At 37.2% G+C, this 15,529-nt stretch carries 12 protein-coding genes and 1 tRNA gene; 9 read left to right on the top strand and 4 right to left on the bottom strand.

Translation table 11 applies throughout. From position 1 onward, the window contains the following. Window position 1: 1 nt before the first annotated feature. The 4 genes from HXT32_RS01740 to HXT32_RS01725 all read left to right on the top strand — a co-directional run bounded on the left by HXT32_RS01740 (window position 2) and on the right by HXT32_RS01725 (window position 4,824). Window positions 2-2,665 carry a bifunctional lysylphosphatidylglycerol flippase/synthetase MprF gene (locus HXT32_RS01740; RefSeq protein WP_422119019.1) on the top strand — a complete coding sequence of 888 codons (2,664 nt, stop codon included), beginning with the start codon at window positions 2-4 and terminating at the stop codon, window positions 2,663-2,665. 113 nt (window positions 2,666-2,778) lie between these two features. Continuing rightward, on the top strand, window positions 2,779-3,243 hold the full coding sequence (purE, locus tag HXT32_RS01735; protein WP_004108375.1) for a 5-(carboxyamino)imidazole ribonucleotide mutase: 465 nt from the start codon (window positions 2,779-2,781) through the stop codon (window positions 3,241-3,243). Continuing rightward, the gene (gene purK, locus HXT32_RS01730) at window positions 3,227-4,399 is read left to right on the top strand and encodes a 5-(carboxyamino)imidazole ribonucleotide synthase (protein WP_004108378.1); all 1,173 of its coding nucleotides are present in this window, start codon (window positions 3,227-3,229) and stop codon (window positions 4,397-4,399) included. The genes purE and purK overlap by 17 nt, the downstream gene beginning before the upstream one ends. A gap of 20 nt (window positions 4,400-4,419) precedes the next feature. Beyond that, window positions 4,420-4,824 (top strand): Fur family transcriptional regulator, encoded by a 405-nt coding sequence (locus HXT32_RS01725; RefSeq protein ID WP_004106002.1) that lies wholly within the window; start codon window positions 4,420-4,422, stop codon window positions 4,822-4,824. A 328-nt stretch (window positions 4,825-5,152) separates the two neighbouring features. Here the strand turns inward: HXT32_RS01725 and HXT32_RS01720 are convergent, their stop codons facing one another. The 3 genes from HXT32_RS01720 to HXT32_RS01710 form a co-directional block, all read right to left on the bottom strand. Next, the gene (locus tag HXT32_RS01720) at window positions 5,153-7,087 is read right to left on the bottom strand and encodes an SIR2 family protein (protein WP_422119018.1); all 1,935 of its coding nucleotides are present in this window, start codon (window positions 7,085-7,087) and stop codon (window positions 5,153-5,155) included. Window positions 7,088-7,630: 543 nt separating this feature from the next. Next, a tRNA-Arg gene (locus HXT32_RS01715) sits at window positions 7,631-7,703 on the bottom strand. Window positions 7,704-7,782: 79 nt separating this feature from the next. After that, window positions 7,783-8,976, bottom strand: coding sequence for an SLC13 family permease (locus tag HXT32_RS01710; protein ID WP_422119017.1), 1,194 nt, complete (start codon window positions 8,974-8,976; stop codon window positions 7,783-7,785). 255 nt (window positions 8,977-9,231) lie between these two features. Here HXT32_RS01710 and HXT32_RS01705 point away from each other — a divergent pair, with 255 nt between their 5' ends. Beyond that, on the top strand, window positions 9,232-10,983 hold the full coding sequence (locus HXT32_RS01705; protein WP_410309271.1) for an acetolactate synthase large subunit: 1,752 nt from the start codon (window positions 9,232-9,234) through the stop codon (window positions 10,981-10,983). Window positions 10,984-11,132: 149 nt separating this feature from the next. On the opposite strand, the gene HXT32_RS01700 is transcribed toward HXT32_RS01705, so the two are convergent. Next, complete coding sequence (locus HXT32_RS01700; protein WP_012914360.1) at window positions 11,133-12,098, bottom strand: nucleoside hydrolase; 966 nt, start codon at window positions 12,096-12,098, stop codon at window positions 11,133-11,135. Between the two features lie 259 nt (window positions 12,099-12,357). Here HXT32_RS01700 and HXT32_RS01695 point away from each other — a divergent pair, with 259 nt between their 5' ends. From HXT32_RS01695 to HXT32_RS01680, 4 genes are read left to right on the top strand one after another with little or no spacing between them, the layout of a single operon-like run. After that, complete coding sequence (locus tag HXT32_RS01695) at window positions 12,358-12,969, top strand: ECF transporter S component (protein WP_012914361.1); 612 nt, start codon at window positions 12,358-12,360, stop codon at window positions 12,967-12,969. 48 nt (window positions 12,970-13,017) lie between these two features. Further along, window positions 13,018-13,830, top strand: coding sequence for an energy-coupling factor transporter transmembrane component T (locus HXT32_RS01690; protein WP_102155721.1), 813 nt, complete (start codon window positions 13,018-13,020; stop codon window positions 13,828-13,830). After that, on the top strand, window positions 13,814-14,668 hold the full coding sequence (locus tag HXT32_RS01685) for an energy-coupling factor ABC transporter ATP-binding protein (protein WP_410309272.1): 855 nt from the start codon (window positions 13,814-13,816) through the stop codon (window positions 14,666-14,668). Before HXT32_RS01690 ends, HXT32_RS01685 begins: the two co-directional genes overlap by 17 nt. After that, complete coding sequence (locus tag HXT32_RS01680) at window positions 14,652-15,497, top strand: energy-coupling factor ABC transporter ATP-binding protein (RefSeq protein WP_410309273.1); 846 nt, start codon at window positions 14,652-14,654, stop codon at window positions 15,495-15,497. Before HXT32_RS01685 ends, HXT32_RS01680 begins: the two co-directional genes overlap by 17 nt. Window positions 15,498-15,529 lie beyond the last annotated feature (32 nt).

Here is a 15,529-nt window from a genome sequence, read left to right as displayed (position 1 = left end):
TATGATGCTGTCTTTCTTTCATAAACGTTGTAAGAAAAATGATTCTGATTCTAAACATTCAGCAATTCGGCATACAAAAATATTGATGCACGATTTCATAACCTGGATGCAACATAAAGTTTTTGCATTAACGCTTACATGCATTTTTATTGTTATAAATTGCATACACTGGCTCGTATTAGCACTTATGCATTTTTATACTTATGGCACAAGCGCTACTCTTGCACAATTGTTTATGCGACATCATCATTCAAAAGGTCCAAGCCTATTCTTCGGGCACGGAAACGTCACAGAGCTGCTGATAAAAGTGTGCCATTCGCTTATTTTCGTAAATAATATGCCATCTCTTATGGTTAATTGTTTACTTGTTGCCGTACTTATTGGCGTTGCAGAAACTCGTATAAGTAGACTTAATATTATTTATATTGCAATATTTAGCACACTTGTTGGCATAATTGTAGGATTAACAATCATAGGTAATCTTTCAATCATTATTCGAAACATGCATTGGATTACCAAGATTCCTATTCGACTATCTCCATTCACACTGTTTATTGGCGCTTTTATGGCTTCTGCATCTTACGAATCTATTTTGTGGCGCAGAAGAACTTTAGTAATTGGATACGCTACTACTTCAGCAATGCTTCTTTATAGTGGAAATCCAGGCGATTATTGCACTATTATTGCAGCCCTTACAGGACACATCATCGGCAATATTATGAGCAAAACAAAAGGCGTTAGACGAAGTGTAAACTGGTGGGAAGGTATAGATTACGAAATTCGTAGGCTTTTTGCAGTAGCTCAGAGCATTATTGCATTAGGTCCAGTGTTGGCATTATCTTCACGCTCTCACGCAGGAATTCTTACTACTCTTGGTTTGTTTATGTCACCGCAACTAGGCTCTAAGACATGGCTTACGCGATGCATGACAAATTACAGCACAAATAATTGTTTTCTTCATTCAGGTCTACATCACGCTGCAATTGGCGAATTATGGATTCGCATTCTATTACCAAGCATCACACTGATGATTATTGCGTGGGGAATGTTACGAGGGCGTAGACTAGCTGCATTAACTTCTATATTTATAAACGCACTGACTGTGCTATATGCAGGAATGTATTTCACTGTTTTGCCTTTAATTGCCACAAAACAAAATATTTTGGAACATCAACATAATGCTGTTGCTGTTGCTTTTATGCTTACCGCTCTCCCACCATTATTGCTTACTATTTTGTTGATAATTAATTTAAAGCATTTTTCTGTTCATACGAGCAAACTACAGGCACGTTTGGGACTAATAGCAATTTTTATAGCATTGTATATAACTGGTGCTGGATATGTTGCTTTTGGTCTTATGATACCTGAAGAATTTACTCCATCTGCTGATATTTACCACTTATTGCGAGATTTACCAGGGCGCTGGATGCCTATGGGATTTGGAAACAGATCTAACGCAATGCTTCGCACTGAAACACCCCTATCTTCTTTACTAGCACAAAGCGTGGGCGTGATATTCTGGACAATATTGTTTATTGTCTGCTTTACGTGGTTCCGCAGCAGCATCTCTACAAACGAAAACGATAGAAAAAAAACAAGCTCATTAGTAGAACTTGGTGGAAACACAATGAGCTTTATGACAACTTGGGCGAATAACCATTATTGGTTCTCTCAAAGCGGGCAATCTGCAATTGCCTATAGACTAAATTACGGTATTGCGCTCACTCTTACAGAACCTTTTGGAGATGAAAAAGAGTATTCACAAGATATTCGAGGATTTATTAAATTCTGCGAACAAAATTCGTGGTCTCCAGCATTCTATGCTGTGCACGATAAAACGCGTCAAGAACTAGAAAAACTTGGATTTACTTCTATTAAAGTCGGAACAGACATGCTAGTAGACCCTAATACTTGGCAGACGCGAGGGAAAAAATGGCAAGATATTCGTACAGCTATAAACAAAGCAAAACGAGATGGAATTGCCGACGTACTTACAACTTATAACGAAGCCTCTTGGGACGTACGGCAACAAATTGTAGAAATTTCAGAAGAATGGGCAGAGTTAAAAGCTCTTCCAGAAATGAAATTTACTCTCGGAGGACTTGACGAACTTCAAGATAGCCGCGTCAAAATTTTATACGCTATTAATGAAGACGGCAGGGTACTTGGAGTAACAAGCTGGATGCCAACGTATAGAAATAATCGAATTATTGGTTGGACACTTGATTTTATGCGTCACCGCACAGATAGTCCTAATGGGATTATGGAATTATTAATTGCTAGAATGGCAGAACGTTTAAGAGATGAAGGATTAGAAAACCCAGACTGTCCTGTAGAATTTATGAGCCTTTCTGCAGCACCTCTAGCTGGCATAAACGAAGACATATTGAACGAAAATGGTCAAAAATCTTCTAACGTTATTAATCATGCGCTAGAAATGATGTCTGACATTTTGGAACCAGCTTATGGGTTCAAATCGCTATATTTCTTCAAGAAAAAATTCCAGCCATCCGCAAGTTCCGTATATGTTTGCTATATGGATTCTGCAAAATTAGCTCAGATTTCACTAGCTGTAACTCACGCCTATTTACCGGAAGCTAATCCTAAACAAATACTAGAAATGGTAAAATCGTTGCGACCAAAAAGCAATGAAGCGAACAAATAATTTGTTAAGTTTTAGATAAACTTCGGCGAGTTCTCCCTAGTGTTGCGTAAAGTAACAAGTGCACGTCAGGGAGGTTCATCGTGTCAGAAGTAAAGCCAACCGTCGCTGTCGTAATGGGATCCTCAAGTGATTGGGAAACCATGCGTCATGCTTGTGAAATTCTAGATAAATTCCAAGTTCCGTATATGAAACGAGTTATTTCCGCACATCGTACACCGGAATTAATGGCAGATTTTGCGCATAATGCTCGCTCAAACGGTTTCCACATTATTATTGCTGGAGCCGGCGGAGCCGCCCACTTGCCTGGCATGATTGCGGCACAAACCACGCTTCCTGTTATTGGAGTGCCAGTACGCTCGCATGCGCTATCAGGCTGGGATTCATTGCTTTCAATAGTACAAATGCCAGGAGGTATTCCTGTTGCAACTACTGCAGTTGGAAACTCTGGTGCGACAAATGCTGGATTGCTTGCTGTAAGTATTCTAAGTACAACTGATAATCGTCTTGCTAAAGAACTAGCAGAATATCGCAATGAGCTAAAAGAAAAAGTCGAGGAATCAAATGCCAACCTTATCTGAAGTAACTAATGGCGCTGTTGAACGTTTAATGCCAGGATCCACTATTGGAATTATTGGCGGCGGCCAGTTAGGGCGCATGATGGCTATTGCAGCTCGCCATATGGGTTTTCGTATTGGTGTTCTTGACCCTACGCTTGACTGCCCTGTGTTCCAAGTAGCAGATTTGCAGGTTGAAGCTAATTACGACGATCCTGAAGGCTTGCGTGAGCTTGCTGAACGTTGCGATGTATTAACCTACGAATTTGAAAATGTTAACGCAGACGCACTTGATAAAGTTCGTCATTTAACCGCAATCCCACAAGGAACTGACCTGTTACGCGTAACTCAAGATCGCGTCAGTGAAAAAACGTTCATTAATAGTCATAAAATCGAAACAGCTCCGTGGCGTGAAGTAAATAATTTGGACGACTTAGATGCTGCTATTGACGAAATAGGCTTGCCAGCAATTCTTAAAACTCGTCGCGGCGGCTACGACGGTCATGGTCAAGATGTTTTGCGCACAGAAGAAGACGTTGCTAACATTCACCATCGCTCGGATCGCGGAGGAAAATTCCCTCCTTCAATTCTCGAGGGTTTCGTCGATTTTGCTTTTGAAGCATCAATCTTGGTTTCTGGAAATGGTAAGGATTTCGTAACTTATCCTCTAGTAAAAAACGTGCATCACAATAGTATTTTGCACATGACTTTAGCTCCTGCAGTAGTTGATCCTGAAGTTGAAAAAACAGCTCACGAATTAGCTTTGCGCTTAGCTAAAGGATTCGAACTAGCAGGAACATTAGGAATCGAGCTTTTCATCACTAAAGATAATCGCGTAGTAGTAAACGAACTTGCTCCTCGCCCTCACAATTCCGGGCATTATACGATTGAAGCTTGCGATATGGATCAATTTGAAGCACATATTCGCGGTATTGTTGGTTGGCCTTTAAAGAAGCCTAAGCTACTTTCCCCTGCTGTTATGGTAAATGTTCTTGGGCAACATGTGGCTCCTACACGTTCGCTGATTTTGGAACATCCAGAATGGCATATACATGATTATGGAAAAGCTGAAGTTCGTAAGAATCGCAAAATGGGTCATATTACTGTGCTATGCGATAATCCTGTTGACGCTGCTGCAGCATTAGATGCAACAGGCTGCTGGGACGACGAGCTAGACTAAAAACGACGAAAGGATGCGAAATGTCTAGTGAGCCTATGCGTAGACATACAAAACAAAAAGAAATAGTACTCTCCTACTTACGCGAGTCTCGTAATTTTGTTTCTGCACAAGATTTGCACCGAATACTCGCCAAAGACGGGGAGATTATTGGCTTAGCAACAGTGTATCGTCAACTTAATTCTTTAACTCAAAGCGGCGAAGTAGATACCGTGCGCTTTAATGGACAGCAATTATTCCGTATTTGCGATGAAAATACTCATCACCATCATTTAGTGTGCGAACGTTGCGGAAAAACCGTCGACATTGAGCCGCCTGACGACGAAGGATGGATTCATAAAGTAGCTGAATCTCACGGGTACACTGTGGTGGATCATACGCTAGAAGTATTTGGCTTATGCGAAAGCTGCCGCGAAGAAGATAAGTAACCTGTACGCGTCTTTAAGACACGTACAGGTTGGTTTCTGCGCTAGTAACGCTCAATGACGTTTTTTCGTTACTGACGCAGTCAGCGTACTGCACAAGTAACACTCAATACCGTTCTTTCGTTACTCCTGCAGATTACGTTCTGCGCGAATAACGTATTTTTACGTTCTTGTCGTTACTGGCGCAGATGAGTACTCTCACATCACCCTTTATTCCACATATTCATTTTTTAATTTTATTAATAAACAAATAATCCTCAATTTTATTGAAACTATGCTTTTGTAGCTTATTATATTCTGTTGCATTCAACTTAAATTTTGTATATGACTTTTACTTGCTATTTTTTAAAAATAAACCCTCTCGTTTTCCTATGTGCAAAAGCGTTTTCTTCAAACTTTTTGGAGTAATCTTTTTGATGGAATTAAATAGCAATTCTTTTTCTTCATCACTAATTGTCAAATCCGTACAATCATTTATAAGAGACTTCTTTTTAAAAATAGCTTTCACGATGTTCAAAGTATTATCATTTTTCTTAGCTTCTTCTAAAGATTTATTGACATCTTCATCCCTATAAATGATAGACAATGCACTCAAATCACTTCCTATAGTTCCAACGATTTTAACCATGTGCTCATACTCATCTTTATTGTATGGATATAATCTGCAGAGATACTTACAAGCTCCAATTATTGTTGCGTGATTACCTATAGCCTTAGCTCTTGCCAATAAACTTCTAAGTTTTCTTTTTGCACGTTTCTTTAAAAATGGAATTTTACAGTCTATTGCCAAAGACCTAAGTTCACATTCTTGTGCAATGACTTCGTTACTCTTATACAATTCTTCATCACGAATAAACATGCTATTCACAAGTGCAAAACGAATCCTAACTAAAAGCAATAAACCGTATTTTCTTCTTAATAACGGAACTTTTAAAGAAAGGCTCGATGGAACACGCATTTGCAACGAAGACACATATTCGATTTTTGAATCTGCTAAATATTGGCGCCTGTCTATAGATGACAATCCGTATTTCTTTGCTGTTTTCTTTAGTTCTTTCGCAAGTTGACGATATTTATCAAAATCCGCACTTTCTCTTGCAAGGGAAATCCTCGCTTTTAGCAATATAATTCTTTCTTTACTAGTTAATGAATTACAATCATCATCATCGTATTTTTCAGACAACTTTTCAATCATACATTTCAAATCTTTATTTTGCCCAGTTCTTTGCAAAAGCAACATCCAGAATATTTCTTTATTAAAAGATATATTTTTCGCATCAATGTTTGACTCAATTTCTTTTAAAAATTTTTCTTTTTCTTCTGTAGAAACTGAGCTGTCCTTAGTTAGTTCACGAATATGATCAACAATATCACTGCCGCCATCAAAAGTTGATAACACATTCATCAACTCATCTTTCATATTGGATGGATATCCTGTTATCTTGACTACATTATGCAATGATGAAGCATTTTCTTCTGTTAGCTTATCAATTTCAGATTCTTTAGGATTTCCAACCGTCCAGAAAAATTTTCTGTCCTCATAATGACTATTTCGCAAAATCGGAAAATAATCCACATCTCTTCCGCTATATCCCCAAATACACACGTCATGCGTCTTAATATTACTTTTTACATAATCTGCAAAATCGCTTTCTTTGGAAATACCTGGCATTGTTGTTGCAATATCATCTTTTGTTACTATATTCCCTGAATTTTCTCTTAAATTTCCATGCAATTTACAGATTACTACTTGTGATTCAAGTGATTCATCAGTTGGACAATCAACATAAACAAGATGGGGCAGTCTAAGCTTTTCGCAAGATGATTCGAACATTTTATCATAATTCATGGTAAAAATTGGAACCTTTGCAAAATATGAATAAGCTACTATGAAATAATGTATTATATTTGGTTGCGGTTCATAGTCCTTCGTGAAATGATCTTTTTTAAGACAATTCCACATTTCTAAAACACGGTCATCCCCTGTACATTCCAGTAGTACTGAATAAAATAGCTCTGGTTGAACTATTTTACAAATATAATCTTTACGAGACATTTCTTTTTGTGGGACACACCAACCACATTTATCAAATTCCATCAAGAATTTATCACAAGTATGTTGTAAGACATCATCAACTTTTGCAACCCCAGATTCAATGCTGATTCCTGATCCAGTAAAAAATAAACCTCTTTCTTTCATCAAACAATCAAGCAATTCTTCTTTATCTTTTTTATTACTATCTTCAAATACGATATCATTCACCATCACAATCTCCTTTGAGAAAATTTTGACAATAATCTAAATATTTTAATTTTTATGAAGAATACAAAATCTATAAAAACTTCAATGTTACATATCTAAAACGTGAATTATACTCACTACTTTATTTTTCGCAAAAGTTTATATATTTATATATGTATTACAACAATGTTTGGGCTGTGCCTTATAACACAGAATATCCAGAAGCTCAGCTTTACACACTTTTGGAGTTATAGCCCAAGCTCGGTTATAAACCAAAGGTGTGTAAAAAATCTTGTCTTAGACCTTGTAATGCAAGCGTTTTGCTGTAATCGAATCTGTTTTCTGCACATTCGCCGCTAGGAAAAATGTTTTCCAAATCTGCGAAAAGCGACAGAAACTTTACAGCGTTGTAAAGAAAAATGTCGGAAAATCCCCGGCAAATGTTCCACAAAATGTCCGATAAGGCAGACTAAGCTTGCGTTGAAAGCACACAGTGCTTTCAACCATAAGCAAGCTAGGCACTCTGAAAAATCTTGAAATGCACTATGCTATTTCAAGATTTCATCGTGCCCCCGACGCGACTCGAACGCGCAACCAACGGATTAGAAGGCCGTTGCTCTATCCTTTGAGCTACAGAGGCAAACAAATGGTTATTATACCAAAAAACTGTTATCAACGCGCCATAAAATTATAAATATCAAACGTTTATATAAAAATTGTTATTCAATAATCCACGCAAGTGACATCAACACTGCAAGAAAGAACACATTGACAATAGTATACGTGAGCAAATAACGCCCACGGTAATGCGAATACTGGTGCGTAATTCCCTTATAAGAAATAAGCGAAGCCATAGAAGCAATCAAAGTACCCATTCCACCAAGATTCGTGCCAATAATAAGAAGCTTCCACTGATCACAGAATCCAGAAAGCAGAATTGTCGTTGGTACATTACTAATAAATTGGCTTGAAGCAATAGAAACTTCCATCGGATGCACACCAACCCACATTTGCGCAAGATCGCTAAATCCAGAAACTCGGCGCATATTGCCAATAAAAACAAAGAACATAATAAACGTGAGTGGCAAAGCCCAATCTAAAACACGGAATACGTGGCGGTCGCAAACAAGAAAAGCTGCAACCATAATAAGCACCATAATCCAGTCAGGAATCCATCCACTAACACCACACAAGCAAACGACAAACAGCAAACTATAAACAGCAACACGCCAGCGAGTAAAACTCATACCATAGCCCATAACACGAATTTCATCAGGCTGCGGATGACCATGCGAAGGAGCCAACACGCTTTGCTCAATGTCGTCACCATGCAAACCTGCAAACTGGTCAACTGTGCGCGACTTAAAGAATACGAATGCAAACACGATCATCAACAGTGCTGCTGTAATCGTATAAGGAGCCATAATCTTCAAAAAATCTTGCGTAGACATATGAGTCAACGCCTTTAAATACAGATTGTGAGCATTGCCAATAGGAGTGAGCATACTTCCAACATTGGCACCAATGGTCATAAGCGTAATTACAAGAATTGACTGCTTTTCAGCATTCGCCATTACGAGCACAGATAGCGCAAAAGGCACAAAAGTAACCAAAGCAACGTCGTTCGTAATCCACATTGCTGAAAAGAATGTTAACGACATAAGCACGAGCACCAAGCCGCGCTCAGTGCGCACATGCCTTAGCAAACGCGCACCAATAGATCGAAACACACCAATGCGCTGGAATCCGCACACAACCATCATAAGACACACTAATTGCGAAATAGTGTTGACATGAATATAACTCAAATATTGCGGATCTGGAGGTACAAAAAAACAAGAAATAACCGCTAAAATTGCGGCAACAATAAGAATGGTTTCACACTTGACCAGATTCAACAGCCAGCGCTTCATCATTCCTCCGTAACGCAATAGACACAATGGTTCTATTGTACTAGAAACCCAGTCCTACAATCAGGTTAAATTCCCGACAAAATCGTTGCAATAACAATAAATTAGCAACTATTAATAGCGTGATTTAGCCTAAAGTAGCTAACACAAAATTCCGCCCTTTTTTATGACACGCGCATCGCAAAAATTGCGTTTAAAGACAAGATTGCGTATATCATATTAAAACAAAGAATTTGTTGTCTACACAAGAAGCGAATTATGGCAGAAATAAACAAAACAGAAGATCAGAAGCTTGAACAAAAACTTGCTCGTCAAAAGCATCTTCGTGAAAACCACAAGCGCAATACTGCAGATTTAGTTGTTGAATGCTTGGTAAACGAAGGCGTTGAAGCAGTATTCGGTATTCCAGGTGAGGAAAATATTCCGCTTCTTGAAGCAATTGAGCGCGATGGACGCATTCGTTTTGTGCTTACTCGCCACGAGCAGGGCGCTGGTTTTATGGCAGCAACATACGCTCATATTACTGGAAAACCGGGCGTATGCTTGGCAACTCTAGGTCCTGGCGCATTGAATTTAACGCTTCCTGTAGCTCAAGCAAACGCAAGCACTACACCGCTTGTAGCGATTTGCGCACAAGGTAATGTTTCTAGGCTTTATAAGGAATCTCACCAAATTATTGATTTGGTTGCGCTCTTCCAGCCAATTACGCAATGGTCTTCTATGATGCTTGCTCCAGAATCTGCGCCGGAAATGGTCAGAAAAGCTTTCTCTATTGCCGGTCGCAACCGTCCGGGAGCCACGTGCCTTGTTATTCCGGAAGATATTAGCGAAATGCCAGCACCTGACAACGCAAAACCTCTTCCACTTCCTCATCCTCTGCATATTATGCCAGCGCCGGACACTATTGAAGAAGCTGCGAAAATTATTAGTCAAGCAAAGCAACCTATTATTTTGGCTGGAAACGGCGTTGCGCGCTCTCACGCTGAGGCTCAGCTTCTTGCTTTTGCTGAGCAGCTTAATGTGCCAGTTGCAACTACTTTCGAAGGTAAGGGCGTTTTCCCAGATAATCATCCGAATGCACTTGGCGTAGTCGGCTTCATGCATCGCGATTACGAGAACTTCGCGTTTGATACTGCTGATTTGATTATTGCTGTCGGCTTCTCAATTCAGCAGTTCGACCCGAAGAAAATCAACCCAAATATTGATAAAACTATTATTCACATCAATACTTTTGTGGAAGATACCGACGCGCACTACCCTACTGCGCTGAATATTATGGCGAATATTGGCCAAACGCTTAAAACTCTTACAGAAGTATTAAAGACACGCAATATCACTTTCGACGTAAGCCACCCACGTATTCGACAACTGCTTACGGAAGAATTACATTCTTGCGAAAACGACGAAAGCATGCCAATGAAACCGCAGCGCGTAGTTTACGATATTCGCCGCGCTGTTCCTGAAGGCACGAAGGTTCTTGTAGATACAGGCGCCCTTAAAATGTGGATGGCACGATTGTACCCAACTATGCACCCGAATACTTGCATAATCGACAACAGTCTTTCAACTATGGCTTGGACGCTTCCGGGAGCTGTTGGAGCTTCGTTTATTCGCGATAATTCCGGCAAAATTAACACGAAACCGGTTTTGGCTGTGATGGGCGACGGAAGCTTTATGATGAACGTGCAGGAAATTGAAACTGCAGTGCGCGTTGGCAGCCGAATGGTAGTTCTTGTTTGGGAAGATAACGCTTATGGCTTAATTAAGTGGAAGATGGAACTTCATGCAGGCGAGCACGAATACGTTGATTTCCATAATCCGGATGTGCCAAAACTAGCTGAAAGCTTTGGCGCGCGCGGTCATGCTGTTAAAAAGCCGGAGGATTTGTACAACATGCTGCGTGAAGCACTGGATCAGAAAAACGGTGTCGATGTGATTTCCTGCCCAGTTGATTACAGCGAGAATATGAAGCTTATTGAAAAACTCGGCGATATTGACTTTAGTAACTAAAATATATTTATACTGAAAAAATATACGCATTAATTTATACGCATTAAATATAAATACGACCGAGAAAGTTTGTGAACAACCATAAACAAACCCGGTCGTATTTAAATGTTATTTCAATATAGAAAGCATGTTGGTAAAAATAAATTTTGCTAATCTACAACATGCAAAGTACGATAAATGTAATTTTTATATTTTTCGGGATTAAGCCTACTGCATATTTCAACATTCGGAGTTTTACCAGAGAAGAAATTAGCATCAACAAGAACTGAGCCATAACTTGGTCCAGGAGTTGCATCAACTTGACAATAATATTTTGTGCACTCGCTTATACATTCAGGATATAACGCAGCGGCAACAGCAGATGGATCAGCCATATCTAGATAAGCATCCCCAAAACGGCTAACATTCATTTCCATTAATTCCCTATTACAATCAATGACAAACTTACCGAGTTCTCCACTTTTGCGAATATTAGCAATTTCTTGTGGATTCAGCATACATTCTCCCAAGCATGCGTCCCATCCAACAAACATAATATTTTTAAGACCAGAATCAACTAATATCTTTGCAGCTTCTGCATCTTGCCAAATATTAAATTCTGCTACAGGAGAAACATTTCCACGACCTAAACCAGCAGATCCCATAACGACTATGCGACCAACTTTTTTCATCGCTTCATAATCAACCTTAATAGCTAGAGCAATGTTAGTTAATGGTCCTAATGCAATAATATCTATTTCACCATCTTCACTGTTTCTCAAAGTTTCAATCATTTTCAAAACAGCATTACCATTACTTTCTTTCAAACGATGAGGAACTAGACCAATATCACCCATTCCATCTCTACCATGAGTTTCATGAGCATAAGCCAAATCGCGTAACAGCATGCTTCTGCTTCCTTTATATACAGGTGGCTCATATGAACCAGCATGCTCGATAGTAGTAAGCGTATTAATAGTCGCTTGTTCCATGCACACGTTTCCTGATACAGTGCAAAACATTAATATCTCATATCTAGGATCATTTAAAGCCATGGCGATTGCCATAGCATCATCCGAACCACAATCTGTATCTATTATTATTTTCTTTTTAGAATAAATTCCTTTATTTTCCATAAACTCTCAACATCCTATCAATTAATAGAAACTGTAGTTTCAGATGTAACTAACTTTAGCGTGCAGCTGAAGCAACACATACTGCAAGCATTATAAAACCAAATGTTATTTATATACGCAAGCGCGTATATGCCGTATATATGTCATATACTCGCGAAAATTTATCAAAAACACTAAATATTAATTTACAAACTTTATAAAGGTATCTTATAATCCATGAAAAGATTATATTTGTAGTAATAAAATAGGAGGTAGTTGCATGAAACAGATAATTAAATCATTCAAGGAAGAATTTACTACTGCTGCAGTTGTCACAATACCATTATGTGTTGCTATTAATTATATTTCTGGCACTATAGCTGGCGTACTAAAACTACCTATCTTCCTTGATACTATAGGCACTTTATTTGCATGCATGGTTTTTGGACCACTTGTAGGAATAATAACTGGAATGCTATCTTCAATAGTTTCATCAATCACTATGCCAACCATGCTTCCATTTATAGTGGTCAATATTGCTCTGGCCTTATGCGCTGGCATTCTAGCAAAACATAAAATGTTTTCAAATTATATGAAAATTTTTATTTCTTCAATAATCATGGCAATAGTATCCATTATTATTGCGGCACCGATAGTAGTAATAGTATTTAGCGGGTTTACTGGCGGAGGATCATCTATGATAGCGGGTTTAATAACTGCATCTGGAGTGAATATTTGGATTTCTGTATTCTCTGCTGAAGGATTCTTTACTTGGGCTGATAGAATATTAACAATCATTATATGTTTAAGCGTTATAAAATGCTTGCCCAATAAATTACTGCTTCTTTTCCCATTAGGTTCACTTTACTTAAAAAATTCAGATTCTGAATAGTAAAAATTAAATCGAGTCTACTATATACAGACAAAGATAAAAGTAATTATGCACATGCATTATATAGATACTATTAATCAAGTAAAAAATACAAATACGTTTGTAACGCTGTATCCTACAACAAAATTTATATTGACCATATATTTGATAATAGTAGACATTATATTAAATACTTTTTCATTCACATTATACTATTTACGACTTTTATTGTTCCCCTATTTTCTTGCTCTACTTATTCTGATGATTCTATGCGGAATAAAAAAGAATGGATATAAACTTGTAGCAAGTATAGCCATGTTCTCATTATTTGTTGCAATATTTCAAGTTGCTTTCTATAGACAAGGAAATGCAATATTAAATCTTAATTTTTTGCAAATTACAGATACAGCATTGTCTAATTCTATAACGCTTGGAATGAATACCTTAAACATATCAACTATAGTCATATGGTTTTTCCAAATAACTGATATAGAAGATATTACAATATCTTTAAGCAAACTTGGGATGAGCAATAAAATATGTTTCATAATACTTTCTACTTTCCAAACTATTGATTATTTACAAATGCAAATTAAAGCAATCATAATCTCGCAAAAAAGTCGTGGAATAAACTTTAATGGAAATTTAATACGTAGAATTGGCACATTTACTTCGATTTTGCTTCCAGCATTTATTACTTCACTAATAAACATAGAGCAGCGCATAATGATGCTTGATTCAAGAAATTTTTTTAGTTCAGAAAAAAAGACATATATTAAACAGGTTAATCATAATGGTCACGAAAAATTAGTACTAGCAATAGGAACAATTACACTAGTTTTTCTTATTCTAGGAAGAGTAATTTATGGTTATCTCATATAATATTTGCGATTTTTCATACACTTATCCACTTACTTCAAAACCAGCTTTAAGTAACATAACAATACAGATAGAATCAGGGAAAATATATGGAGTAATTGGAGCTAACGCTTCAGGTAAATCAAGTCTATGCTTATCTCTTAAGGGTTATATTCCTCATTTCTATAAGGGAGAATATTCTGGAAAAATACTATTAAACAACACGATTGATTTAGCAAAATCTAATGAAAGTGGCAGCATAGGCTTTGTATTTAGCGATCCTTTTTCACAATTAAGTCATATTAAAAAAACCGTATTTGAAGAAATTGCATTCAGCTTAGAAAATCGCAACACCCCTACTCAACAAATAGAGAGTCGAGTTACACAAGTTATGCAATTACTTAACATAGAACAGCTTGCGCTTCAAAACCCACTAAGCCTATCTGGCGGGCAAATTCAACGCGTTGCAATCGCTTGCGTTATAGTGAATAATCCAGAAATACTAATTCTTGACGAACCTACTCTACAACTTGATCCAAAAGAAACTAAGAATATTTATAATTTTCTACAAAAATACAAAGATGAAGGACATACTGTAATAATTAGTGAACAAGATACAAATTTGTTAGCGGAATATGCAGATAATATTATTGTTCTTCAAAATGGTTTTATAACCCATTATGGGAATAAATATGATGTTTTTTATGATGAAACCTTCCCTTCTGACTGTATTGATATTCCAGAAGTCGTCAAAATTGTAAAAAAGTTACGTAATTTTGATATTCAAATAACGCCTAGCATAACAGATATAAGCAAATTAATAGTTTTATTGAAGGAGAAATGCAATGAGCATTGCAATTAAATTGGACGATGTAAGTTTTCAATATCCTTCAAATGAAAAAATAAAAAATAAGAACAATAATAAACAAGAAAATTCATGCAAAATTCTAAAACACGTAAATGTAGAATTCGAAAGTGGTGAAGTATGCGCAATAATAGGTAGCAATGGAGCAGGGAAAAGCACTTTAGCCAAAATAATAGATAATTTATTACAGCCAACTTCTGGTGACATAGCTATCGAAGGAAAACAATATAAAACATTAAAGCAACACGATATTACATCACTCGTTGGTTATATTTTTCAGAATCCAAATGATCAAATTTTTAACAGCACTGTGCATAAAGAGATTACATATGGGATAAAGAATATAAACAATGATCTTTACCGTCGCGTTGTGAATCTTACTGGTTTAAACGATAAAGAAAATACAAACCCATTTAATTTGTCATTCTCTGAAAGAAAATTTATTAACATTGCATCTGCACTGCTAAGAGAACCACATATTATTATTATGGATGAAGTGACTGGCGGGTTGGATAAGCTACAAAAAATGCGACTTGTAAAAATACTTAATTATTTACATACGATAAATGTAACAGTATTATTTATTACCCATGACATGGAATTCGCATACAAAAATTGTCAAAATGCTCTCATACTTGATAATGGAAATGTGCTATACAAAGGGAGCATCGAATCTGCATTTCAGAATGTAGAAATAGTAAGACGCGCGCATATTGACCAACCAATCATAGTGCAGATAATGAATGCGCTCGAAATTAACTATATAAATACAGATAATCCTATATGTGCTTTAGCTAAATATATTGCAAATCGCAATAATCATTAATGTATGTGCAATCACAAGTATCAAAATATAAA

The organism is Gardnerella sp. DNF00747 (genome assembly GCF_049262675.1).
GTDB classification, from domain to species: Bacteria; Actinomycetota; Actinomycetes; order Actinomycetales; family Bifidobacteriaceae; genus Bifidobacterium; species Bifidobacterium swidsinskii.
This window is presented reverse-complemented; position numbering and strand designations above follow the sequence as displayed.

What these genes read in the sequence shown, in the direction of transcription:
- purE (WP_004108375.1), top strand. Translation starts at nt 2,779, where the DNA reads ATGGGATCCTCAAGTGATTGGGAAACCATGCGTCATGCTTGTGAAATT.
- HXT32_RS01695 (WP_012914361.1), top strand. Translation starts at nt 12,358, where the DNA reads ATGAAACAGATAATTAAATCATTCAAGGAAGAATTTACTACTGCTGCA.
- HXT32_RS01710 (WP_422119017.1), bottom strand. Translation starts at nt 8,976, where the DNA reads ATGAAGCGCTGGCTGTTGAATCTGGTCAAGTGTGAAACCATTCTTATT.
- HXT32_RS01740 (WP_422119019.1), top strand. Translation starts at nt 2, where the DNA reads ATGATGCTGTCTTTCTTTCATAAACGTTGTAAGAAAAATGATTCTGAT.
- HXT32_RS01720 (WP_422119018.1), bottom strand. Translation starts at nt 7,087, where the DNA reads ATGGTGAATGATATCGTATTTGAAGATAGTAATAAAAAAGATAAAGAA.
- HXT32_RS01690 (WP_102155721.1), top strand. Translation starts at nt 13,018, where the DNA reads ATGCACATGCATTATATAGATACTATTAATCAAGTAAAAAATACAAAT.
- purK (WP_004108378.1), top strand. Translation starts at nt 3,227, where the DNA reads ATGCCAACCTTATCTGAAGTAACTAATGGCGCTGTTGAACGTTTAATG.
- HXT32_RS01685 (WP_410309272.1), top strand. Translation starts at nt 13,814, where the DNA reads ATGGTTATCTCATATAATATTTGCGATTTTTCATACACTTATCCACTT.
- HXT32_RS01705 (WP_410309271.1), top strand. Translation starts at nt 9,232, where the DNA reads ATGGCAGAAATAAACAAAACAGAAGATCAGAAGCTTGAACAAAAACTT.
- HXT32_RS01725 (WP_004106002.1), top strand. Translation starts at nt 4,420, where the DNA reads ATGTCTAGTGAGCCTATGCGTAGACATACAAAACAAAAAGAAATAGTA.
- HXT32_RS01700 (WP_012914360.1), bottom strand. Translation starts at nt 12,098, where the DNA reads ATGGAAAATAAAGGAATTTATTCTAAAAAGAAAATAATAATAGATACA.
- HXT32_RS01680 (WP_410309273.1), top strand. Translation starts at nt 14,652, where the DNA reads ATGAGCATTGCAATTAAATTGGACGATGTAAGTTTTCAATATCCTTCA.